The 24,408-nt window shown below is 45.1% G+C and carries 21 protein-coding genes; 15 read left to right on the forward strand and 6 right to left on the reverse strand.

Going from position 1 to position 24,408, the window contains the following annotated elements; translation table 11 throughout:
* Window position 1 precedes the first annotated feature (1 nt).
* Window positions 2–1,792, reverse strand: coding sequence for a sensor histidine kinase (locus tag OH456_RS21120; protein ID WP_252038792.1), 1,791 nt, complete (start codon window positions 1,790–1,792; stop codon window positions 2–4).
* Window positions 1,793–2,352: 560 nt separating this feature from the next.
* Here OH456_RS21120 and tig point away from each other — a divergent pair.
* From tig to OH456_RS21155, 7 genes are all read left to right on the forward strand, one after another.
* On the forward strand, window positions 2,353–3,657 hold the full coding sequence (gene tig / locus OH456_RS21125; RefSeq protein ID WP_240207397.1) for a trigger factor: 1,305 nt from the start codon (window positions 2,353–2,355) through the stop codon (window positions 3,655–3,657).
* A 105-nt stretch (window positions 3,658–3,762) separates the two neighbouring features.
* Window positions 3,763–4,386, forward strand: coding sequence for an ATP-dependent Clp endopeptidase proteolytic subunit ClpP (clpP, locus tag OH456_RS21130; protein ID WP_038229800.1), 624 nt, complete (start codon window positions 3,763–3,765; stop codon window positions 4,384–4,386).
* A gap of 123 nt (window positions 4,387–4,509) precedes the next feature.
* Entirely contained in the window at window positions 4,510–5,790 is a 1,281-nt protein-coding gene (gene clpX / locus OH456_RS21135; RefSeq protein ID WP_038229801.1) for an ATP-dependent protease ATP-binding subunit ClpX, read from the forward strand.
* A gap of 117 nt (window positions 5,791–5,907) precedes the next feature.
* Entirely contained in the window at window positions 5,908–8,259 is a 2,352-nt protein-coding gene (lon, locus tag OH456_RS21140) for an endopeptidase La (RefSeq protein WP_038229802.1), read from the forward strand.
* A 195-nt stretch (window positions 8,260–8,454) separates the two neighbouring features.
* Window positions 8,455–8,727, forward strand: a complete 273-nt coding sequence (locus tag OH456_RS21145) for an HU family DNA-binding protein (RefSeq protein WP_006075676.1) — start codon at window positions 8,455–8,457, stop codon at window positions 8,725–8,727.
* A 185-nt stretch (window positions 8,728–8,912) separates the two neighbouring features.
* The gene (gene ppiD, locus OH456_RS21150; protein ID WP_124940764.1) at window positions 8,913–10,772 is read left to right on the forward strand and encodes a peptidylprolyl isomerase; all 1,860 of its coding nucleotides are present in this window, start codon (window positions 8,913–8,915) and stop codon (window positions 10,770–10,772) included.
* Window positions 10,773–10,943: 171 nt separating this feature from the next.
* The gene (locus tag OH456_RS21155) at window positions 10,944–11,237 is read left to right on the forward strand and encodes a ComEA family DNA-binding protein (protein WP_124940765.1); all 294 of its coding nucleotides are present in this window, start codon (window positions 10,944–10,946) and stop codon (window positions 11,235–11,237) included.
* Here the strand turns inward: OH456_RS21155 and rrtA are convergent.
* Window positions 11,220–11,783, reverse strand: a complete 564-nt coding sequence (rrtA, locus tag OH456_RS21160; RefSeq protein WP_270034200.1) for a rhombosortase — start codon at window positions 11,781–11,783, stop codon at window positions 11,220–11,222. The genes OH456_RS21155 and rrtA overlap by 18 nt on opposite strands.
* Between rrtA and OH456_RS21165 the strand changes: the two genes are divergently transcribed.
* Window positions 11,782–12,402, forward strand: coding sequence for a tRNA-uridine aminocarboxypropyltransferase (locus OH456_RS21165; protein ID WP_270034233.1), 621 nt, complete (start codon window positions 11,782–11,784; stop codon window positions 12,400–12,402). The genes rrtA and OH456_RS21165 overlap by 2 nt on opposite strands.
* A 20-nt stretch (window positions 12,403–12,422) precedes the next feature.
* Here the strand turns inward: OH456_RS21165 and OH456_RS21170 are convergent, their stop codons facing one another.
* From OH456_RS21170 to OH456_RS21180, 3 genes are all read right to left on the reverse strand, one after another.
* Window positions 12,423–13,754, reverse strand: a complete 1,332-nt coding sequence (locus OH456_RS21170; protein ID WP_006075258.1) for an anti-phage deoxyguanosine triphosphatase — start codon at window positions 13,752–13,754, stop codon at window positions 12,423–12,425.
* An 18-nt stretch (window positions 13,755–13,772) separates the two neighbouring features.
* Window positions 13,773–14,357, reverse strand: a complete 585-nt coding sequence (yfbR, locus tag OH456_RS21175) for a 5'-deoxynucleotidase (RefSeq protein WP_006075259.1) — start codon at window positions 14,355–14,357, stop codon at window positions 13,773–13,775.
* An 83-nt stretch (window positions 14,358–14,440) separates the two neighbouring features.
* A complete protein-coding gene (locus OH456_RS21180) occupies window positions 14,441–15,655 on the reverse strand; it encodes a pyridoxal phosphate-dependent aminotransferase (RefSeq protein WP_006075260.1) in 1,215 nt (404 codons plus the stop codon).
* A 228-nt stretch (window positions 15,656–15,883) separates the two neighbouring features.
* On the opposite strand from OH456_RS21180, the gene OH456_RS21185 reads away from it, so the two are divergent.
* The 7 genes from OH456_RS21185 (at window position 15,884) to OH456_RS21215 (ending at window position 23,484) form a co-directional block, all read left to right on the forward strand.
* A complete protein-coding gene (locus OH456_RS21185) occupies window positions 15,884–17,191 on the forward strand; it encodes an isochorismate synthase (protein ID WP_038230150.1) in 1,308 nt (435 codons plus the stop codon).
* Window positions 17,188–18,900, forward strand: a complete 1,713-nt coding sequence (gene menD, locus OH456_RS21190) for a 2-succinyl-5-enolpyruvyl-6-hydroxy-3-cyclohexene-1-carboxylic-acid synthase (protein ID WP_270034201.1) — start codon at window positions 17,188–17,190, stop codon at window positions 18,898–18,900. Before OH456_RS21185 ends, menD begins: the two co-directional genes overlap by 4 nt.
* On the forward strand, window positions 18,893–19,747 hold the full coding sequence (gene menH / locus OH456_RS21195) for a 2-succinyl-6-hydroxy-2,4-cyclohexadiene-1-carboxylate synthase (RefSeq protein WP_270034202.1): 855 nt from the start codon (window positions 18,893–18,895) through the stop codon (window positions 19,745–19,747). Before menD ends, menH begins: the two co-directional genes overlap by 8 nt.
* A gap of 3 nt (window positions 19,748–19,750) precedes the next feature.
* Window positions 19,751–20,617, forward strand: a complete 867-nt coding sequence (menB, locus tag OH456_RS21200; protein ID WP_006075264.1) for a 1,4-dihydroxy-2-naphthoyl-CoA synthase — start codon at window positions 19,751–19,753, stop codon at window positions 20,615–20,617.
* Between the two features lie 194 nt (window positions 20,618–20,811).
* Window positions 20,812–21,813 carry an o-succinylbenzoate synthase gene (gene menC, locus OH456_RS21205; protein WP_270034203.1) on the forward strand — a complete coding sequence of 334 codons (1,002 nt, stop codon included), beginning with the start codon at window positions 20,812–20,814 and terminating at the stop codon, window positions 21,811–21,813.
* 3 nt (window positions 21,814–21,816) lie between these two features.
* The gene (gene menE, locus OH456_RS21210; RefSeq protein ID WP_270034204.1) at window positions 21,817–23,202 is read left to right on the forward strand and encodes an o-succinylbenzoate--CoA ligase; all 1,386 of its coding nucleotides are present in this window, start codon (window positions 21,817–21,819) and stop codon (window positions 23,200–23,202) included.
* A gap of 72 nt (window positions 23,203–23,274) precedes the next feature.
* Window positions 23,275–23,484, forward strand: coding sequence for a hypothetical protein (locus tag OH456_RS21215; RefSeq protein WP_006075267.1), 210 nt, complete (start codon window positions 23,275–23,277; stop codon window positions 23,482–23,484).
* On the opposite strand, the gene OH456_RS21220 is transcribed toward OH456_RS21215, so the two are convergent.
* Window positions 23,429–24,355 carry a YeiH family protein gene (locus OH456_RS21220; protein WP_270034205.1) on the reverse strand — a complete coding sequence of 309 codons (927 nt, stop codon included), beginning with the start codon at window positions 24,353–24,355 and terminating at the stop codon, window positions 23,429–23,431. The two genes, OH456_RS21215 and OH456_RS21220, sit on opposite strands and share 56 nt — an antisense overlap.
* Window positions 24,356–24,408: the final 53 nt, after the last annotated feature.

Raw genomic sequence — 24,408 nt, forward strand, 5'->3', positions numbered from 1 at the left:
TTTAGTCCTTGTCCGCATGGGTGAAAATAGGCAATTCAACCGAGAAACGAGCGCCCCCAAGAGGAGATCGAGCGACACGAATCTTGCCGTTTAGGTTTTGAATAATTTGTTGGGAAATGGAAAGCCCTAACCCAAGGCCATTCTCTTTGGTTGTATAGAAGGGCTCAAACAGCTCTGCAATCGAGTTGCCATGCAAGCCCGGTCCAGAATCATCGATATGAATCGTCACTTTGGTTTGACCCTGTTCTATGGTCAACTCTAGTCGTTTTTGTTCACTATCATGCATGGCTTGCATTGCGTTAGTCAGCAAATTGATGAGGACCTGTTCAACCTGAATGGGATTGATTTGTACTAAGGTATCTTGCTGACCAATTTTACAATCGAGCATGACTCGATGACTCTTAAGTTGTGGTTGAATTAACTCTATGGTTGAAAATATCACCGGAGCAAGCTTGATACGGCTTAACTCATTGGCATCACTGCGTTTGGCGAAAGATTTAAGTTGCTGGCTGATTTTTGCCATTCGTTCAGTCAAAGCGACGATACGCTGTAAATTATCTTTTGCTCGGTCAACTTTGTTTTTGTCGATAAAACGTTGCCCGTTTTCGGCAAAGCTGCGAATGGCTGCAAGAGGGTTATTTAGCTCGTGACTAATACTGGCAGACATTTGACCTAGCACTGCCAATTTAGCGGCTTGAATGAGTTCATCATGAGCTTGTCGCAAGGCTTTCTCAGTTTTGACCCTTTCATCAATTTCTACATGCAGTTCGGCGGTGCGTTCCATCACCAAAAACTCAAGCTTTTGTTTCGCCTCAGTTTGCACCTGTTCGATCTGTCGGTGGCGATAGCGGCGGTTCTCAATCAGAGCGACGACTAGGTAAAGCGTAATAAAAACCAGTGCTAGCACGCTAATAAAGCCGAAAAGCTCAATATAGAGCGTCGAGAGAGGAGTTAATACCCTTAAAATAAGGTTTGGAATACCGGATTCACGTTGGGTAACCAAGTAGTGTTTGGTGAATATATTACCCTCAGGATTAGCAAGTTGGGCGGATTTTGCCGTCAGGTCACCGATGAATCCCAAACTGTGAATGTCGGTTTCTAAGTATTGTCTTGAATTACGGATACGTTGCAGTGTTTGCGAGTTCAGTGTTGAAAGACTGTTAAACAGCCAATTAGGGTTGCTAGACATGAACACGACGTGATTATTGTCGGTGGCAACATAGGTGCTAGTTTCACTTTGCCAGTTGCGTTCAATGGAAGACAGATCCATTTTGACCACCACCACACCAATGTGCTCTGCAGCATAAGTTACAGGAAAAGAGTAATAATAACCGCGTTGCCCAGATGTCGAGCCCAGCGCAAAATAAGTACTTCGTCCACCGTTAATGGCTTCTTGGAAATAAGGTCGAAACGCAAAGTTTTTGCCGATAAATGAACGTTCTAATGCCCAGTTACTTGAGGCAATGGTGTTGCCGTAACGGTCGATGAGATAGGTATCTGAGGCCAAGATAATCCGGTTGGCTTGCTCCAAGTAGCGATTAGTCACTTCAATTTGAGCGGTGTTGCTCGGGGATAATAATGCGTCTACTAATTCTTTATCTTGCGACAGGAGTTGTGGGATATGTCGATATTTGTCCAGTTTACTGTCGATGGTTTCTACGAATCGGTTCAGCCAATTGTTATGCTGTTCTTCAAGAGCAGCGTAGCTGTGCTGCCAGTACCATTGACCGCCTACAGTCGAAATTAAGAGAAATAGGGCAACAAAGCCTAGCAAAATCCGTTTCAATCGCATCGTCGAACCCCAACGTTAAACCCCAACGATTCCGTATGTCGTTTGAAAGCATAGGTTAACGAATTTGAGGGTTTTGTGGCAAAAAAGTTATAAGAACTGAGAGGTTAACGCGTTGCAAAACAGGAGCAAGATCTCTTTTTTCGCCATTCACCAAAAAAAGCCCTTCACTCTCTTGAAAAAGCCGATATTGTCCCCATTTCAAGTTGGAATCGGTTGAAAACGTCATTGTTGAACGTTTTCTTGGAGTAATTAGAGACAAAACCACCGATTGACCCGACTTCGACTCGACAGGGTAGGCGGAGATCGCTAGAATGTCGCGTCTGAAATTTTGTCCTGAGACTAATCAGAGATGCCTTTGAGGCTGTCTATTCAGCCCGATGAAGACGTCACTCATTAGTCCGATAGCCAAGATAACATGCTAATTAAAGCATGATTTACTGGTTATCGATGCTCACTTTAAAGAAGTACCTATTGGTACTAACAAGGATGAAGCGGAAATATCCTCGTGATATGGATGCTCATACGCTCAGCCAACACTGAGCCAAACTGAGGTTTATACAATGCAAGTTACTGTTGAAACTCTAGAGGGCCTAGAGCGCCGTCTAAACATTACTGTTCCTGCTGCTAACATCGAAGACGCAGTGACAGCTGAACTACGCAACATCGCGAAAAACCGTCGTTTCGACGGTTTCCGTAAAGGTAAAGTACCGATGAAGATGGTTGCGCAAATGTACGGCAAAGCAGTACGTCAAGACGTGATGGGTGAAGTTATGCAACGTCACTTCATCGAAGCAATCGTTTCTGAAAAAATCAACCCAGCTGGCGCGCCTACTTTCGCTCCTGTTGAAAACGAAGCTGGTAAAGATCTTGTTTTCACTGCGACTTTCGAAGTTTACCCAGAAGTAGAACTTAAGGGTCTAGAAAACATCGTTGTTGAAAAGCCTGCAACTGAAGTAAATGACGCTGACGTTGAAGAAATGATCGACACTCTACGTAAGCAGCAAGCAACTTGGACTGATGTTGAAGAAGCAGCTGAAGACGGTAAGCGTGTAACTATCGATTTCACTGGTTCAATCGACGGTGAAGAGTTCGAAGGCGGTAAAGCTGAGAACTTCCCACTAGAAATGGGCGCTGGTCGCATGATCCCTGGTTTCGAAGACGGTATCCAAGGTAAGACTGCGGGTATGGAATTTGAAATCGACGTAAACTTCCCAGAAGATTACCACGCAGAGAACCTAAAAGGTAAAGCAGCTAAGTTCCTAATCAAAGTGAACAAAGTTGAAGCACGTGAGCTTCCAGAAGTAAACGACGAGTTCGTTGCTAAGTTCGGTGTTGCTGAAGGCGGCGTTGACGCTCTTAAAGCTGAAGTTCGTAAGAACATGGAGCGCGAGCTTAAGCAAGCAATCAAGAACCGTATCAAAGAGCAAGCTCTTGACGGTCTAGTTAAAGAGAACGACATCGACGTTCCTGCTGCACTAATCGACCAAGAAATCGGTGCTCTACGTCAGCAAGCTGCACAACGTTTCGGTGGCAACCCAGAAGCTGCACAACAGCTTCCACGTGAGCTATTCGAAGAGCAAGCTAAGCGTCGCGTAGTTGTTGGCCTACTTCTAGGTGAAGTGATCAAGTCTGAAGAGCTAGAAGCTAGCGATGAGAAAGTGAAAGAGCTTATCTCTGAAATGGCAACAGCGTACGAAGATCCATCAGAAGTAATCTCTTACTACGAGCAAAACGAGCAAATGATGAACAACATGCGCAACGTTGCACTAGAAGAGCAAGCGATCGATGCAATTCTTGCTAAAGCACAGGTTTCTGATAAAGAAGTTAGCTTCAACGAGCTAATGAACCAACAGCCTGCTGCTTAATAAGCAATATCTTGTATAGAAGGTTGACTTAGAGTCGACTTCTCTGCTAACAATGGTCCGTATGATGTTTATCATCCGGGCCATTTATTTTAGGGACATAAGAATATGAGCTACCAAGAAAAAAATGCAATGTCGCCAATTATGAACGCGCTAGTACCGATGGTGGTTGAACAAACTTCCCGTGGCGAACGCTCTTACGATATTTATTCGCGACTACTAAAAGAACGAATCATTTTCTTGACTGGTCAAGTGGAAGACAACATGGCGAACTTAATTGTTGCCCAGATGCTTTTCCTTGAATCAGAAAATCCTGACAAAGATATCTTCCTCTACATTAACTCTCCTGGTGGTAGCGTAACGGCTGGTATGTCGATTTACGATACTATGCAGTTTATTAAGCCTAATGTAAGCACGCTTTGTACTGGTCAAGCATGTTCCATGGGTGCCTTCCTACTTGCAGGTGGTGCTCCTGGTAAACGTTTTGCTCTGCCTAACTCTCGCGTGATGATTCACCAACCACTAGGCGGTTTCCAAGGTCAAGCTTCAGATATTCAGATTCATGCACAAGAAATTCTGACTATCAAACAGAAGCTGAATAATCTTTTGGCAGAACACTCAGGTCAGCCACTCGACGTTATCGAAAAAGATACTGACCGTGACAACTTTATGTCAGCTGCTCAGGCCGCTGAATACGGTATTATTGACGAAGTTTTAACCCATCGCGGTTAATCGACAATCGTTTGAGTAACAATTGACCAAATTGAAGCCTGTGAAAATCAAATTGGCGGGCGCAATTTGGTCTAAATTGATATACACTCAAAACATAGAAAGTAAAGGCTAAGAGGTTAGCGAATGACAGATAAAAGCAAAGAGAGTGGTAGCGGTAAACTGCTGTATTGCTCTTTCTGTGGTAAAAGTCAGCACGAAGTTCGCAAGCTAATCGCAGGTCCGTCTGTTTACATTTGCGATGAGTGTGTTGATTTATGCAACGACATCATCCGTGAAGAAATCAAAGATGTGCTGCCGAAGAAGGAATCTGAAGCGTTACCAACGCCAAGAGACATTCGCGCACACCTCGATGATTATGTAATCGGTCAAGACTACGCGAAGAAAGTTCTCTCAGTCGCTGTTTACAACCACTACAAGCGCTTGCGCAATGGTGATACAACGGCAGACGGTGTTGAACTCGGTAAGAGTAATATCCTTCTTATCGGTCCGACGGGTAGTGGTAAAACACTGCTTGCTGAGACGCTTGCACGTTTCCTTGATGTGCCATTCACAATGGCCGACGCAACAACATTGACCGAAGCCGGTTATGTTGGTGAAGACGTTGAAAACATCATCCAAAAACTACTTCAGAAGTGCGACTACGATGTAGCAAAAGCCGAGCGCGGTATTGTCTATATCGATGAGATTGACAAAATTTCACGTAAAGCTGAGAACCCATCTATCACACGAGATGTGTCGGGAGAAGGGGTTCAGCAGGCACTACTAAAACTGGTTGAAGGTACAATTGCATCGGTTCCACCTCAAGGTGGTCGTAAGCATCCACAACAAGAATTTTTGCAGGTAGATACCTCTAAGATTCTGTTTATTTGTGGTGGTGCATTCGCAGGTCTCGATAAAGTGATCGACCAACGTGTTGCAACTGGCACTGGTATTGGTTTCGGCGCAGAAGTTCGTTCAAAAGACGAAACTAAGACTGTCGGCGAGCTATTTACCCAAGTTGAGCCAGAAGATCTAGTTAAGTACGGTCTAATTCCAGAGTTCATTGGTCGTCTACCTGTGACAACGACTCTAACCGAGCTTGATGAAGATGCACTGATTCAAATCTTGAATGAGCCGAAGAACGCACTGACCAAACAATATGGTGCGCTATTCGACCTTGAAGGTGTTGAGTTGGAGTTCCGCGAAGATGCACTGCGTGCGATTGCTAAGAAAGCAATGGAGCGCAAAACAGGTGCTCGTGGTCTACGTTCAATCCTTGAAGGCGTGCTGCTAGAAACGATGTACGAATTACCATCGGCTACTGACGTAAGCAAAGTGGTTATTGATGAAAGTGTGATAAATGGTGAGTCAGAACCGCTACTTATCTACACAAACAACGATAATCAAGTTGCCAGCGCTGAGTAATTTGCGAAGCTGAGATAAAAAGGAGGTATTTGATACCTCCTTTTTTTATTTCTTTATTGAATCCAACGAATACGCCCCCATATACTGAAAATAATACTAAGCGGAAGAGAGAATAATATGAACTTGGAACGTTCCGAGCGTATAGAAATCCCGGTATTGCCTCTGCGCGACGTGGTTGTTTATCCACACATGGTGATTCCTTTGTTTGTTGGCCGCGAAAAGTCCATTAGTTGCTTAGAAGCGGCGATGGATAATGACAAACAAGTACTCCTTGTGGCTCAGAAAGAAGCAGATACTGAAGAGCCAAAAATCGACGATCTATTCACAACAGGCACAGTTGCAACCATTTTGCAGCTTCTCAAGCTACCGGATGGCACAGTAAAAGTACTGGTTGAAGGTCAGCAGCGTGCCAAAATTAACAATTACCGCGATGAAGAATTTTTCGTAGCGGATGCTGAATACCTGATCACGCCAGAACTCGATGAGCGTGAGGAAGAGGTCATTGTACGTAGTGCAATCGACCAGTTTGAGGGTTTCATCAAACTGAACAAGAAGATTCCACCAGAAGTACTAACGTCTCTCGGTGGCATCGATGAAGCAGCGCGTCTCGCTGATACTATCGCTGCTCATATGCCGCTTAAACTCGTAGATAAGCAGCAAGTGCTTGAGTTGCTTGATGTAACTGAGCGTTTAGAGTTCTTAATGGGACAAATGGAATCGGAAATCGACTTACTGCAAGTTGAGAAACGCATTCGTGGTCGCGTTAAGAAACAAATGGAAAAATCTCAGCGCGAGTACTACCTGAATGAGCAAATGAAGGCGATTCAGAAAGAACTCGGCGACTTAGATGATGCTCCTGATGAGTTCGAAACACTGAAGGCTAAGATTGAAGAATCAAAAATGCCTGCCGAAGCGAAAGAGAAGACCGAACAAGAGCTACAAAAGCTTAAGATGATGTCTCCGATGTCCGCTGAAGCAACCGTTGTTCGCAGTTACATCGACTGGATGGTAGGTGTTCCTTGGGCTAAACGCTCTAAAGTGAAAAAGAACCTAGCAAAAGCGGAAGAAGTACTGAACGAAGACCACTATGGCCTAGAGCGCGTTAAAGAGCGCATCCTTGAGTATTTGGCGGTGCAAAACCGAATTAACAAGCTAAAAGGTCCTATCTTGTGCCTTGTTGGTCCTCCTGGTGTGGGTAAAACCTCTCTCGGTCGCTCAATCGCGGCTGCAACGGGTCGTAAATATACTCGTATGGCATTGGGTGGTGTACGTGACGAAGCGGAAATCCGTGGTCACCGACGCACCTACATCGGTTCTATGCCGGGCAAGTTGATTCAGAAGATGTCGAAAGTTGGTGTTAAAAACCCACTATTTCTTCTGGATGAGATCGACAAGATGTCTTCAGATATGCGTGGTGACCCGTCATCAGCGCTGCTTGAAGTTCTAGACCCAGAGCAGAACAATGCCTTTAACGATCACTATCTAGAAGTCGATTACGACCTTTCTGACGTAATGTTTGTTGCAACGTCTAACTCAATGAACATTCCAGGGCCTTTACTTGATCGTATGGAAGTGATTCGTCTTTCTGGATATACAGAAGATGAAAAGCTGAACATTGCTAAGCGTCACCTCGTGTCTAAGCAAGTTCAACGTAATGGCTTGAAGCCGAACGAAATTGAAATTGAAGACTCTGCGATCATTGGCATCATTCGCTACTACACACGTGAAGCGGGTGTTCGTAGCCTTGAGCGTGAAATCTCAAAGATCTGCCGTAAAGCAGTTAAGAACATCTTGCTTGATCCGAAACTGAAAACGGTGACGGTAAATCAAGATAACTTGAAAGAGTACCTAGGTGTCCAACGCTTTGACTATGGTAAAGCGGACGACAGCAACCGCATTGGGCAGGTAACGGGCCTAGCGTGGACGGAAGTAGGTGGTGACCTATTGACTATCGAAACTGAAGCGATGGTCGGTAAAGGTAAGCTGACTCAAACCGGTTCATTGGGCGATGTGATGCAAGAGTCAATTCAAGCCGCGATGACGGTTGTACGTTCTCGTGCAGAGAAGCTTGGTATTAACTCAGACTTCTACGAGAAGCGTGACATTCATGTTCACGTTCCTGAAGGTGCGACGCCGAAAGACGGTCCAAGTGCGGGTATCGCAATGTGCACCGCTTTAGTTTCGAGCTTGACAGGTAACCCAGTGAAAGCTGAGGTGGCAATGACAGGTGAAATCACTCTACGTGGTGAAGTTCTACCTATCGGCGGCCTGAAAGAAAAACTACTTGCAGCGCATCGTGGCGGCATCAAAACGGTATTGATTCCTAAGGATAATGAACGTGACTTGGAAGAAATTCCTGACAACGTTATTGCGGATCTGAAGGTGATTCCGGTGCAATGGATTGATGAAGTTCTTGAAGTTGCTTTAGAGAGAGCACCGCTTGGAGCGGCATTTGAACCTGTAAAATAGTGATGTGCTCCAAATTTAGGTAAAAGAAATGCGCTGATAGGCAAAAAAAGCTTGTCAGCGTTTTTTTGTAGCACTAAGTTTAGCTATGTAACTCTGAAGCCCTTGATAGACAAGGCTTAGAGTCTTCAACTACGAGAATGGAACTAACGTTACCTTTTAAAAAATAACAATTCGGTAACAGAAAGGGGAAACACAGTGAACAAAACACAATTAGTGGAAAAAATCGCAGAGAACGCAGATCTATCTAAAGCTTCAGCTGGTCGTGCACTAGATGCTTTCATCGAAGCAGTTAGCACTACTCTAGAAGAAGGTGATCAAGTGGCTCTAGTTGGCTTCGGTACTTTCAGCGTACGTACTCGTGCAGCACGTACAGGTCGTAACCCAAAAACTGGTGAAGAGATCCAAATCTCTGAAGCTAAAGTTCCTGCATTCAAAGCAGGTAAAGCTCTTAAAGACGCTTGTAACTAATCATTTGTTACAGTTGTACGCAAACCTTGCGTCAACTGAGCAAAAATTAAGCTTTTGTAAGGCTTAATCGACAAAATAAGTCGAACTTTTTTTAAATATGCGCATCTTACTGATGCGCATTTCTTTTTCTGATATTATCCGATGCAGTAGAAGATAACCCTTCCTATCTGGAGAGTAATAAAATTATGATGGAGCGAATTCGCGAAGGCGTGAATAGCATCGCGGTTAAAATTATCTTAGGACTCATTATTCTGTCTTTTGTGTTTGCTGGTGTAGGTAGCTATATCGCAGGCGGAATTGGCAATACTGCGGCAAAAGTGGGTAATGTAGAAATCGGTCGTGGTGAGTTTGAACAAGCGTATCAAAATGAACGCAATCGCATGCAATCTCAGCTTGGTGATTACTTCTCGACTCTGCTTGGTGACCCAAGCTACGTAGCGTCTTTCCGTAAGTCAGTCCTTGATCGTATGATTAATGACGTGTTGCTTGAGCAACATGCAGAATCGCTAGGACTACGTATTAGCGACGCTCAAATCCGTCAAATGATTCTTGAGATGCCTCAGTTCCAAAATGACGGAAAATTTGACCAAGACATTTATCAAGCAACGCTGCGCCGTGCTGGTTTCAGTGCTGACAGCTTTGCAGAGTACCTTCGTCGTGATTTGGTTCGTAACCAACTACTATCGGCATTGCAAGGTAGTGAGTTTACGCTTCCTAGCGAAATTGAGCTTCAAAGCAAGCTGCTAACCCAAACGCGTGATATCAAAACGCTGACACTATCGCTAGCTGACTTCTCTAAGAAAGCTCAAATTACTGATGAAGAGATTCAAAAGTATTATGAAGAGAACCCTGGACAGTTTACGCGTCCAGAGCAAGTTAAAGTGGCTTACATTGAGCTATCTGCTCAAGCACTTAAAGATCAAGTTAAAGTCACTGACGATGAAATTCAGAAATACTACGACGAGCATTTAGACAAATACTCCACTTCTGAGCAACGTGAAGTGAGCCATATTTTGGTTCAAGGCGATGACGAAGCGAAAGCACAAGCAATTTTGGACGAGCTAAATGCTGGTGCTGATTTCGCGACGCTAGCGAAAGAAAAGTCAGAAGACATTGGTAGCTCTGAAGAGGGTGGTTCTTTAGGTTGGATCGAACGTGATGTAATGGATCCTGCTTTTGAAGAAGCTGCATTTGCTCTTAAGAATGTGGGCGATACGACAGGTTTAGTTAAGTCTGATTTCGGGTACCACATCATTAAACTTGACGCTATCAAGGCATCTGAGTCTAAGCCTTTAGCTGAAGTGAAAGACGAAATCATCGCTGAGCTTAAAGACCAAGTAGCGGTGGATGAGTTCTATAACCTACAAAACGAACTAGAGAAGGTTGCTTTCGAATATCCTGATTCACTGGATGATGCAGCGAAAGCGGTAAATCAGAAAGTCGTGACTACTGATTTCATTTCTCAAGTTGATGCGCCAGAAATCTTGAAAACGCCAGCAGTGATGCAAGCGATTCAGTCACCAGAAGTGAAAGAAGATGGCCTTAACTCTGAAGTGATGGAAGTGGCTCCAGAGCATATTATTGTGGTTCGTGTCGATGACGTTCGTGAACAAACTGTATTGCCACTTGAAGAAGTGAAAGAGCAAGTGGAAACTCAGCTAGCGAAGGTTAAAGGTGAGCAAGCGGCTATGGAGTTGGGTGTTCAGTTAGTGAATGAGCTAAAAGAAGGCAAACAAGACGCACTTCAAGCGAACAGTCTAAGTTTTGGAGAACTGGAAGCTATCGACCGTAGCTCTCCATTAGCAGGCACTGTGTTTGCAATGACTAAGCCAGCAGAAAACGCAGCGACCTACGCTCAGACTAAAGATATGGAAGGCAACATTGTTGTTGTTGAGCTAACTAAAGTCGCTTCTGAGTACAACGAAGCATACAACGAGCAAATCGGCGCTCAAATGGAACGTGAGGCGACTCAACAAGACTTAGCTTCCGTACTTTCAATTCTGCGCAAAAATACGGACATCGAATATTTGCTTGATGCTGAATAACAGCATTAACAGATTCGATGACGCAATTTAGCTCACAGTTCTTGTGTAACTGATAAGCTAATAAAAACGGACCGCATTCGCGGTCCGTTTTGTTTTCAGTAGACAAAACTTTTCAGTTTGTTTTTTCTGGGTATCTTGAATGGCGACTTTTAGTGAGAAAAAGGAATTCAAATGAAGTATCTAAAAAACGTTTGGCTGCTAGTAGTTTTGTTAGTTGCCCCAGTGAGCTTTTCCTATGCATCTGAAGCGAAGAAACTAGAGGGGATAGAGATAACAGTCAATATCAACCAAGCGGGCCCTGAGGAACTAGCGGAACTGCTCAAAGGTGTTGGCGAGGAAAAAGCAAAAGATATTGTGGAGTATCGCGATCAACACGGAAGTTTTAAATCGGCAGATGATTTAACTCAAGTGAAAGGTATTGGTGAAGCAACGGTAGAGAAGAACCGTTCAAGAATCACTTTGTAACTTACGACGATAGACGCTTACCGAGAGTGCCAAAATCAAGCCGACGCCAAGTCCTATTGCGTGGGCTTGTGTCGCAACTGGAGCCGCGATTAGCTGCGAGGTCGCTTCTGACGCGCCGTATAAGCTTTCCCAGGCCACTTTACCGATGATACCCAAGACCAACAGCCAACTTGAATTTCTTCCACTCAGTGCCTCTTGTAGCGCCCAATAAGCAAATAGAGCGTGGAGTACTCCTGATAGGCCTAGGTAATACGTTAAGTTTGTGAACAACAAAGCGAAACCAATAGAGGTCGCGCTAATTAGCGTAACAGCCACCACTGACCGCCACGAAGGACGAAATACGTAGCAAATGACCCAGAGTCCGGCGAGGTTCATGCCCAGATGTGCTAGGTTGGTATGCGAGAAATTTCCTGATACTATCCGCCACCATTGACCCGCGTGTATTGCTAGCTTGTTCCACTCTACTAAGGATTGTAAGCTCGGAATTTGCAGTAATACGCAAAGCAGAGAAAACAGCAATAGTCTTATGACGAAAGAAGTGTCCATATCTCGATATTGTCCCAAGTGCTCGAAAGCTAAGCGCGCTTGTATTTGTCAGTGGATTCAACCCGTTCACTGTGACACACAATTGATCATTTTGCAGCATCCAAGTGAAGAAAAACGCCCGCTTGGGACGGCGCGAATTTTGTCCTTGTCATTGCCAAACGGACATCTTTTTATTGGTGAGGATTTCTCGACCCATCAAGCGCTTAATGATCTGTTGGCTGATGATAGATACCAGTCAGTGGTGCTGTATCCGGGTGAAGACTCTGTTGAATTATCGCAAGTGCAACTCGCAGCGCCTAATAAGCACTTGCGTGTCATTCTACTAGATGGAACGTGGAAGAAAGCGTTTAAGATGTGGAAACTGTCTACGAATTTGCATGCTTTACCGTTGGTTAAATTGCCAGAGACCTTGCAGGGCGATTATCGGATTCGTAAAGCACCATCACCTAATGCACTATCCACGGTTGAAGCGGGCCATCATATTATTCAAACGTTAGAGCCTGAAAGGAACTTCGACGCTATGCTGGTTGCATTTGAAAAAATGATAGAGTTCCAGATTCAGCAAATGCCTTCAGGTGTTTATGAAAAAAACTATTGCGCTCCGGACTCCAACGAATAAGGCTTTACCCTTTCTAATCACTAGTAATTCGAATGCGCCGCAAACAGTTGTTGATGCATCTTTTGGGCATAGCCGTCAGTCATGGCGGAAATATAGTCGGCTATCACACGCATTCCGTTATCTTGTTGTCCACTGGCTTTACGCCAAAGGTTGCGTGTTGACTCAGGAAGTAAGCGCTCAGGGTCGGCGCTGAATGCTTCAAAAAGATCCATAATGATTTGTTGGCCTTTGTACTCGACGATTTGTACCCTTGGTACTTGAATCACGAACTCACTGACAAATCGTTTGAGAATCGCCAAGACACATTCCATATCACCATCAAGGTAGGCATTGTAGTGAAGTAGAGGATCGTCGAAATTTACCTCGGGGACCTTTTTGACTTCAATGCTAGTTAATAGAGCGTTGACAATGCCTCCAATGGCGTCTTTTCGCTCGTAGTGTTTGCCTGAAAAAAGCAGTTCAGTGATAGAGTCAATATGTTCTGAGAGCCAAGTGTTGGTTTGTGTCTTAAGCTGCGCCGCGGCGTTGGCTTGCCACATATCTTTGTCCACCAACTCAAGCACAATTGCGTCTTCTAAATCATGCACACCGTAAGCAATATCGTCAGCTAACTCCATGATAGAGCAATCAAGAGATTTGAATTGCGTCTTGTTGTGTTGAAGTGGTGTCAATTGCTCAAATCGCATGGTTTGCAACAATAATTTATCGCTGTCAGATAGTGGGTCGATAACCCAATCAAACTGGGGCTTATCTTTATCGTAGATCCCTTTTGCAGGCGCCCAGTCCTTCGCTTTTAACTGGCGTTGGCTGCTCACCGGGTGGGGCTGTTTGTCGGCGCAAGTTTGGCTAATAGGGGCGGGATATTTAAGCAAACCTAATAGGCTGCGGCGGGTGAGGTTCATTCCGTGATGCTCGGTGTAGGGTTCGAGTTGGGTGACGATACGAAACGTCTGGGCGTTACCTTCAAAACCACCATATTCACGCATCATGTAGTTGAGTGCGACTTCACCGCCATGCCCATAGGGTGGATGACCGATATCATGAGCGAGGCAGAGTGCTTCAATGAGTGCATCAGAAGGCAATAATGGTTCGAGTTCTGGCTGTTTTTGTTTTAATTGAGCTGCGATGCCTGAGCCAATTTGAGCCGCTTCGAGCGAATGTGTTAGGCGTGTGCGGTGAAAATCGTTAACACCTGTACCGTGCACCTGCGTTTTAGCTTGCAGTCGCCTAAACGCTGCAGAGTGGAGAATCCTAGCTCTATCACGTTGGAAGGGGTCGCGATGATCATTACGTCTGAGCTTGTGCTCATCACTATGTCTGGCTTGCCAAATTTGCATGGATTCTAACGGCATCTCAATTCCTCGAGTTGGCTAACTGATTTCATCAAGAGAAAGCTCAAAGCTTGGTGCAAAGGTGTTTAGGAAATAGTCCATCTCTTCGGTTTGCTTTTCAAGCAGTGTTTGGTCCAAACGTTTTTTGGCGAGAGCAAACTCATGGTTTCCAGCGCTCAGCTCCTCAAGACATTTCAAATATGCGCAGATAGAATCGGCTTGTTTGACAATTTGGGTGTCTTCTTCGTAAGCGTATTCTGAAATTAAGAAAGGTCGGAAATCATCCTGAAATTCTTCGGGTAACATAGACAGCAGCTTTCGCTCAGCTGCAGACTCTATCTTTTTGTATTCCTTTGCGATTTCTGGGTTGTAATATTTAACTGGTGTTGGAAGATCGCCCGTTAGCACTTCACTGGTATCGTGATACATCGCGAGAATCGCGATTCTTTCAGGGTTGGTTTTACCGCCAAATTTCTTGTTTTTTATGATGGCTAAAGCATGAGCAACGAAGGCGACTTGAAGACTGTGTTCAGAGATGTTTTCCGTTGAAACCGAACGCATTAATGGCCAGCGTTGGATCAGTTTCATTCGAGCAAGGTGAGCAAAAAAGTGACTTTCTTTCATACAGCGTAATCCCTTAATACTAGCGCCGAACTATTTATTCGGCGCTCAATAAGAATAGGCTTTATATCAGTGTTATGAAAGAGTTACTGGCTATATGTTGCCAAGAATTTTTCAAATCGACCAATCGCCATCTCTAGATCTTCTACGTGAGGTAGAGTAACGATGCGGAAGTGATCAGGTTTAGGCCAGTTGAAACCAGTGCCTTGCACGAGGAGAACCTTTTCTTGCTTCAAAAAATCGAGCACCATGCGCTGATCGTCTTTGATGTTGTACATCTTGGTGTCGATCTTGGGGAACAGGTACATAGCCCCCTTGGGCTTCACACAAGAGATTCCTGGAATTTGAGTAATAAGCTCGTAGGCTTTATCTCGCTGTTCTAATAAACGACCACCCGGCAAGATCAATTCATTGATACTTTGGTAGCCACCCAAGGCGGTCTGAATCGCGTGTTGCATCGGAACGTTAGCGCAAAGGCGCATCGAGGCAAGCATTTCAAGACCGGCAATGTACCCAGTGGCATGCTCCTTAGGGCCCGTCATAAACATCCAACCGCCACGGAAGCCACAAACGCGATAAGACTTAGAAAGACCATTGAAGGTCACTACGAGTACATCTTCGGTTAGGGTTGCAACTGAGGTATGAGTCGCGCCGTCATACAGAACTTTGTCGTAAATCTCATCTGCGAAGATGATAAGCTTATGCTGACGTGCAATTTCAATCACTTCGAGTAGGAAGTCACGACTATACACTGCACCGGTTGGGTTGTTCGGGTTGATAAGCACGATACCACGAGTTTTAGGCGTGATTTTCTTCTTGATATCATCTAGGTCTGGATACCAATCCGCTTGTTCGTCACAGAGATAGTGAACTGGGCTACCACCGGATAAAGAAACCGCCGCTGTCCATAGTGGATAGTCAGGAGCGGGAACTAACATTTCATCTCCGTTGTTTAACAGAGCTTGCATCGCCATTACAATGAGCTCCGAAACACCATTGCCAATGTATACATCTTCAACGTCTAAGCTACGAATGCCTTTACGCTGATAGTGTTGAACCACAGCTTTGCGCGCGGAGTATATACCTTTGGAATCACAATAACCTTGAGATGTAGGTAAATTCCTGATGACATCGACTAATATTTCATCAGGGGCATCAAAACCAAAAGGGGCGGGGTTACCGATATTGAGTTTCAGTATTTTGTGTCCCTCTTCTTCCATGCGCTTAGCATGTTTGAGTACAGGTCCCCTAATGTCGTAGCAGACATTATCGAGTTTTGACGACATCTCGATATTTTTCATTGCTATATTCCTAAAAAAACGGCTATTTCTTTACTAAATTACACTAAATTGGCTTTTGAAAGAATAAAAATCTGCCTAAAGTGAAAATTAAAGATTGGATATGAATTCAGTGGCAATGAGCCACTTAACATTGCGAACAATTAAAGCGCGTGTTGCTTGATCTATGTAGTTGGTATAAATAGAGTATCTCGTGTATATAAGATTAAAAGTTACAGTTTTGAGGTTGATTTGTCTCATTTAACAAAAGCCATCACTCAGCTTGTTGAAAAACTAGAGCGTGCGCCACAAGGCACCAAACGACTAGAGCAAGAATTGCAGGGTTCACCAAAGACTCATGGCATCGACTGGTTGGACGCTCAGCCTCATTATCCTAAGTTCTATTGGCAGTCGAGAGATACCCGTGAAGAAGTGGTTGCTCTCGGTCAGCTTCATACTTTTTCTGAAGCAGCTCCTGCTTATACGATTCTCAGTGAAAACCAACGAGTATGGGGTGGTCGCTCTTTTGATGGCCATTCAGACAAAAACCGTCGTTGTATGTCGGCATTCTTTTTCCTACCTCAAGTTGAGTTGATTCGTTTCGATGAAGGATGGCGTTTGGCGGTTAACATTGGAATGAGCAAAGAGGTATCAATTAGAGCCTTGAAGCAACTCGTTGCCGATGCAAAAGAACTCGCGCCGCTAGCGAGTGACATCGTCTCATTGCGTCATACACCAGAGAAAACACAGTGGTGTGATTTGGTTGATGATGTTTTAGCAGGAATTCAACAAGATAAATTCAAGAAAGTGGTCTTGGCTCGTAAAACCTGCGTTGATCTCAAGCACTCCATATCTCCTGCGCAGCTACTCAAAGCAAGTTATGCTCAAAACCATCATAGCTTCCATTTTTTGATGGCTTTGTCCCCTGGTCACGCATTTGTAGGCTCAACGCCTGAACGTCTCTATCGAAGAGTAGGGCAAGAGCTAGAGACAGAAGCCTTGGCGGGGACGATTGGTCGAGGCGGCAATGCCGCTCAAGATATGGAACTTGCTAATTGGTTGACTCAAGATGACAAGAACATCAATGAGAACCAGTACGTTGTAGATGATATTCTGCAAAGCCTATCGCCACACTCAGACCAAGTTCATCTTGAAAGCGAGCTTCGCTTGGTTCGGCTGCGCAAAGTTCAACATCTAAAAAGAAACATTTTGGCCCATTTGCACAAGGGCATTAACGGTGTGCAATTGCTTCAAGCGTTGCAGCCAACCGCGGCAGTTGCAGGGCTTCCAAGAGCAGAAGCAATGCAGTATATCCAGCAGAATGAACCTTTTGCACGTGGTTGGTATGCTGGCTCTGTGGGCTATCTTAGCCATGAAAAAGCAGAGTTTTGTGTCGCGATTAGAAGCGCGCTATTGGTCAAAGATGAGCTACAACTCTTCGCGGGTGCGGGGATCGTGCCTGGTTCCATCGCCGAACATGAATGGCAAGAGTTGGATAAAAAGATGTCCACGTTATTAAGTCTAATTTCTGACCAACCGTCATTAGGTGTTGCGTCATGAGCCACAACCAAGCTGCTTTAAATAGGGTTTGGACGGAAATACTGATAGAAGAACTCTATCGCCAAGGGGTAAGACACGTATGCATTGCTCCGGGTTCACGCTCAACCCCGCTTACTCTTGAGGCTGTTGCTCACCCTGAGTTGACCGTTCACACACACTTTGACGAGCGTGGTTTAGGTTTCTTGGCGTTAGGTCTTGCCAAGTCAAGCCAATCACCTGTTGCGGTTATTGTTACATCTGGCACTGCAGTCGCTAATTTACTTCCTGCGGTTGCTGAGTCGAAGTTGACTAAAGAGAAGCTGGTTTTACTGACTTCTGATCGTCCCATTGAGTTAGTCGATTGTGGTGCTAATCAAGCCATCGTGCAGTCTGGAATCTTCTCACAACATGTGGCGGAGACCGTTAATCTGCCATCGCCGACAACCCAGATTTCGCCAACGTGGATATTATCTACAGTTGACCATGCGTTATCAGTTCAAAAAGTGAATGGCGGTAGTGTTCACTTCAACTGTCCGTTCCCTGAACCATTGTATGGTGGAGACGATAAGCGTTCGTTCTCAGCCTATTTGCAACCCATAGCGAAATGGCGAAATAGCAAGGCCTGCTTTGTCGACTACCATACGGTTAGCGCTACTGACTATACGGCGGAGCATAGTGCATTAAGACTCGGTGACAGAAAAGGTGTCATTGTCGTAGGCAGTGTAACTCTCGCGATTGCCAAGCAAGCAAAGTTACTGGCGCAGAAGTTAGGTTGGCCAATTCTGCTCGACCCTCAATCGGGTTTGGGAGGTGACTGGCAGCGTTATGATATTTGGCTTCAGAATCCGCAAGCAGCAGACATGCTTTCAAGTGCCGATACTGTACTCCAAGTAGGTGCAAGGCTGGTTTCGAAAAGGCTGAATGCTTGGCTAAAGCAGCAATCTCTAGACAGTGATTACCTAGTGCTGAGTGAATTTGGCGAGCGGTTAAACCCAGATCACGTTGCATTGAAACATTGTCAGGTGTCAATTCCTCTATGGTTAGAGTCAGCCTTAGAAACAGTGGAGCACAGCAGAAATATCGGGTGGGGAGATGAATTAAAATCTTATGCCCAACTCGTGACGACATTAATGCCTACTCGCTCACATCTGACCGAATTTGATGTTGCCCGTAGCATTGAGCGATTACCGCTAGACATTAGTGTTTTTATGGGTAATAGCCTTATCGTAAGGTTAGCGGATATGTTAACTAACCCCCTAGGCATTGAAACTTATAGCAATCGAGGCGCATCCGGTATCGATGGTTTAGTCGCTTCTGCTAATGGTGTTCATCGCGATAAAGGTAAGTCGATGGTGCTCTATTTGGGTGATACATCGCTGCTCTATGATTTGAATTCGCTGTCACTTTTTAGTCGTACACAAGCACCTTGCGTAATCGTTGTGACTAACAATGATGGGGGGGCGATATTTGACATGTTGCCTGTACCGCAAGAAAAAAAAGTAAGCTGTTATCAAATGCCCCATGGCCTAAACTTTGAACATGCGGCGGCTCAGTTTGGTTTGCAATATTGCTCACCGAAATCACGTGAAGACTTAGAGACACAAATTCAACATCATTTATTAAGTGGGAAAGGCACTCTATTGATTGAAGTGCTTACCGCTGCCGACGAAGTGGCAAGTTTGATTCGTCAACTAAGTCAAGACATTAGTACTTATCAGACTCATGCTTAATAGTCAGTTCACAACGTCCCTCCAAGCTCATACTGAAGATAAGCCTCTGTTGGTTTTCTTACATGGCTTTTTAGGGGCGGGTGACGACTTTCACACCGTTAGTGAATACCTTCCAAACTACAACAAGCTGTTTATCGATTTACCGGGACATGGTCAAAGTCAGTCGATCCAAAGCACAAGTTTTAGTGATGTTTGCAGATTGATCCATTCAACCATACTAAAATGTATTGAAACACAAAACCTCAGTGCTACAGTGCCCACCTTTTTGGTGGGGTACTCGTTGGGTGCTAGGTTGTCGATGTACTTTCTCTGCGAGTATGAGGGTGCAGATAATCAACTGCTGCCACTCACGATGGCTGGTGTTGTCATTGAAGGTGGAAATTTTGGACTGTGCTCAGAACATGCCCGTCAGGATAGATTTGCAAATGACTTAGCATGGGCGCATCGCTTCAAAAATGATGATATTGCAGAGGTTTTGGGCGATTGGTATCAACAACCGGTGTTTTCTTCCTTAAATCATGAGCAAAGACAAGATTTGATTGCTAAACGTAGTGTTAACCTTGGTGACAAGCTAAGTCATATGCTGATGACGACTTCACTAGCTCACCAGCCTAACCTGCTGCCAAAAATCCAGCAGCTTCGGTTTAGTAACGGTAATCGACCTCTGTATATCGTGGGTGAACGAGACACAAAATTTACTGCGCTAGCTCAAGATAGCAACCTTGATTTTAAGGTGATTGCGGGAGCTGGGCATAATGTACACAAAGAGCAGCCTAAGGCCTTTGCCTCGGTGTTGCTGAGTTATCTAGAACAAATGGGTTTAAACCCAAAAGAAGAATTGGAATAGATCATGGCTAAAACAGTTGGACTAACAGAAGAAGAACTTTACGCACCGGTTAATTGGGCGGATGTAACGGGCGATTTTGAAGAAATTCAATATCATAAATCTGAAGATGGCATCGCGAGAATCACGATTGCACGCCCACAAGTTCACAATGCATTTACCCCAAAAACAGTCAGCGAAATGATTAAAGCACTGGCTGACGCTCGTTACGACGAGGGTGTTGGAGTCATTATTCTTACTGGATTAGGTGAAAAAGCCTTCTGTTCTGGTGGCGACCAAAGTGTTCGTGGCGACTATGGCGGTTACCAAGATGATTCAGGTACACATCACCTCAATGTGTTGGACTTCCAACGTCAAATTCGTACTTGCCCTAAACCTGTTATCGCTTCGGTAGCTGGCTGGGCTGTTGGTGGCGGTCATGTTTTACACATGATGTGTGATCTAACGATTGCAGCAGAAAATGCACAGTTCGGTCAAACGGGTCCTAAAGTTGGTTCATTTGATGGTGGTTGGGGTGCGTCTTATATGGCTCGCATCGTTGGCCAGAAAAAAGCTCGTGAAATTTGGTTCTTATGCCGCTTCTACGACGCACAAGAAGCTTTGGATATGGGCTTAGTGAACACGGTTGTACCACTAGAGGATTTGGACAAAGAGACTGTTCGTTGGTGTCGTGAAGTACTTCAACATAGCCCAATGGCACTTCGATGCTTGAAAGCCGCTCTGAACGCTGACTGTGATGGTCAAGCTGGCTTACAAGAGCTAGCGGGCAACGCGACCATGATGTTCTACATGACTGATGAAGGTCAGGAAGGACGTAATGCATTTAATGAGAAGCGTCGTCCAGACTTCAATAAGTTCCCAAGAAACCCGTAACCATCGGCTCCAAGGCACTATCAGCCTTGGCGTCATGTTTGTTTGGCCATATTTAGATACATTTTATCGATAGTTTGCTCAAGTAATTTGGGAACTCTTGTAGTGAAATGTGGCCTAACAACGGTGTATTCAACGTCGTCGACTCTCTCATTTTTAGTTGACGACGTATACTTCCTATGAAGTGGGACTCTACTATGAGACAAGCAAAACTCTACCGCTACAGTCTGCCTATGGACAGCGGTGTTATTCTTCGAGAACAAAAACTTACTCACCGAGACGGTTGGATTGTAGAACTGTCTGAAGACGGCCAGACAGGCTTAGGTGAGGTAGCCCCTCTACCTGGATTCAGCCAAGAAACGTTTGAACAAGCCGGCATAGAAGCACAAAGCCAATTAGAGCAATGGGTCAATGGCAAAGACATAGACTTGGAAGTATGTGTGCCTTCTGTCGCGTTCGGCCTGTCTGCCGCATTAATGGAGCTTGCTCACACGCTTCCTCAAACCGGCAATTATCGTGCGGCTCCTTTGTGTAGTGGTGACCCGGACGAACTGATACCTATCTTGAATAACATGCAAGGTACTAAAGTTGCCAAGTTTAAAGTAGGGCTGTACGAAACGATAAGAGACGGGATGTTAGTCAGTCTTTTCCTCGAATCGATTCCAGACCTTACTCTGCGACTTGACGCTAATAAAGCATGGACTTTGTACAAAGCTAAGCAGTTTGCCAAACACATTTCCCCATCGCTCAGACAGCGTATCGCGTTTGTTGAGGAGCCTTGCCAAACACCCGGTGATAGCGTGTCGTTTGCCTTAGATACGGGGATTGCTATCGCTTGGGATGAAACACTACAGGCCGCGATTAAAGAGCCTGACTTTTCGGTGAAAGAGTTAACAGGTGTCAAAGCGTTAATCATCAAACCAACCTTAATCGGCAGCTTTGATAAATGTATTCGTTTGATCGAAGAAGCGAGAAGCCATGCTATTCGAGTCGTTATTAGCTCAAGCTTAGAGAGTAGCATTGGTCTTGGACAGTTAGCTCGCTTTGCTCACTGGCAAGTGCCAGCAGAAACACCAGGTTTGGATACCATGCAGCTTTTTGGTGCTCAGCTCGAAACACCGTGGCCAGGTTGCTTGCTTCCTGTCGAGCGTCTAGCAGACCAAACTTTGGTTTGGCAATCTGAATCCGTGGACAGCTAGTCAGTGGTTTCATCACACTTTTGGGAGCACTGGGCTCAGTCTGCTCCCAACGACATTGCCTTAATTACTCCTCAACGCCAACTGACGTGGGTCGATGTTAAACAACAAGTCGATCAATATCGACAGTTGCTTATTAATAAGGCCATCAGTCAGGGTCAGGTGGTTTGCCTTATTGGTCGTGCTGAGGAAGCGTTAGTCTTCGCTTATCTCGCTTGCCTCGCTCATGGTGCGGTGCCTGCGATTATTGCCGTGCAATCACGTGAATTACTTGAAGCCAAACTGTCCTCTCTATATCTAGAGGGTGAGCGTGCTGTGGTTTGGAATTGCAGTAACTCGACGTCGCTACCAAGTTTGCACTTCCTTTCACGAGGGACTGCATCGCGACAGTCGTTGGTCTCCGCAAATGTTGATATCGCCTCCATCATTTTTACATCTGGTTCGACAGGGTGTCCAAAAGCCGTTGTCCATGGTAGAGAGCAACACATAGCCTCTGCTAGTGGCTTACTTGAGCGCTTTAGTTTCACTGTCGGAGATTGCTGGTTATTGAGCCTGCCTATGTACCATGTCTCAGGGTTAGGTATTGTTTGGCGTTGGCTACAAGCTGGTGCAACGCTCAAAATTGCTAGCGGTGACTTTTGCAAAGACATCTCAGACGTAAGTCACGCCTCGCTGGTGTCTACGCAGCTTAAACGGATTATTGATAATCAATGGCAGACTAAGTTAGAGCGAGTACTACTCGGTGGTAGCCACATTCCTTTGTCACTAATCCAACAAGCAAAAGCCCGACATATCGATGCATGGATGGGTTATGGTATGACGGAAACCGCTTCGACAGTGACCGCCAAACCAGTAGATGAGTGGCCATCATCGGGGCATATTCTTCCGCGACGAGAGCTAAAGTTAAGTAACAATCGTATTTTTGTGTCGGGTGAGACCTTAGCCAAAGGCTACTATTGGCAAGGTCAAATTCTGCCACTGACATTGGAAGGGAAATGGCTGGATACCAGAGATCTCGGAGAGTGGGTCAATGGCAATGAGCTTAGAGTGGTTGGTCGTGCTGACAATCTGTTTATTTCAGGTGGCGAAAACGTACATTGCGAGGAGGTCGAAGCTGCTCTCAATGTACAGCCAACGATTACTCAGAGCATTGTAGTGGCGGTAGAAGATGAAGAATATGGGGCGCGATGTGTTGCAGTAGTGCAGTCAACTGCATTACCGACGGTCTCTGAACAGCGGAAAAAGCTTGCGGATTCGTTACCAAGATTCAAACAGCCGGTCGCCTATTTCTTATTGCCTGAGTCTCTTTCGCAATCGGGAATTAAAGTCTCACGTGCTGAAGTGAAAAAATGGCTATCGCAGTATCAATCCAATTATGTAGTTATTTCATAGTCCAAAACTGAATTTTCATTACCTAATAGGCTCACCATAATATGAGACACGGAAAAACAGTGAGCCTATGGAATGAACAAATTACTGGTTATCGCAATTGCCCTTCAACTGGCGCTTGCCTTCTCAACAGATGGACTGACAAGAGCGCTTGCGGAACTGACAGCGTTTTTGTTGACAGTAGTGTTGTTCTTCAATGTAAAACAAGGAAAAACAGCAGACCCTGAGACTAAACGAGCGTTAGCCAAGCTAGAGAAGTCGCCGAAATCAACAACCACATCGTAACGCCAAACACCATCGGCTTACTCCCTGCCTGTTTAAGCTTCTCAATTGAGATACTGCAACCAATCAAGAATAGACACACGACCAACAGCTTTTTCGAGACATCAAAAATTCCCTGATATACGACTTCGAACTGAGGTAAGTAGTCGCTTACTAAGATTGCGACACAGTAAAATAAAATGAAGTAAGGGATAGTGATTTTATTTTGCTTGTTGCTAAAAATAGCTGCACTTACTAGGGCAACAGGAATAATCCATAGCGCACGGGCCAGCTTTAGTGTCGTTGCCGTCGTGAGTGCTTCCTCACCATAAGCGGAAGCCGCACCGACCACGGATGACGTGTCATGGATGGCGATCGCTGCCCACGTACCGAAAGTATGTTGATCGAGACTTAGCGCGTGACCAATGACGGGAAATACGAATAAGGCGACAGAATTTAGTACGAATACAGTTGCAAGAGCGATACCGATCTTTTCATCATCTGCGTTGATCGCCGGTGCAACAGCGGCAATAGCACTACCACCACAGATAGCAGTACCTGATGAAATAAGGTAACCCGTTTGTTTGTCCAATCCCATGCGGCGTGCCAAGAACCAACCGATGACTAACGTGCCAACTATAGTTACTACGATGATTCCAATTCCATCGCTGGTGGCTTGCATGGCTTGATCTAAATGGATCCCAAAACCAAGTCCGACAATGGAGTAGGCGAGCAACTTTTTAGTGAATTTTGCTAATGGTAGCGTGGTTGGCACTAGGCTGAAAGTGGTTAAAAAGAAGCCAAGTATCAGTGCAATTGGCGAGGAAACCCAGGGAGTGAGACAGGCAAGAATTGCGAGAAAAAACAGAGGGTATGAGCGTAACTGGGTGAGCATGGAGTACCTTTAATAAAAAGGCGAGAATTTTCTCGCCACATAAAGGAATTGTA

It is taken from the genome of Vibrio sp. La 4.2.2, assembly GCF_027586995.1.
Lineage (GTDB): Bacteria > Pseudomonadota > Gammaproteobacteria > Enterobacterales > Vibrionaceae > Vibrio > Vibrio mediterranei.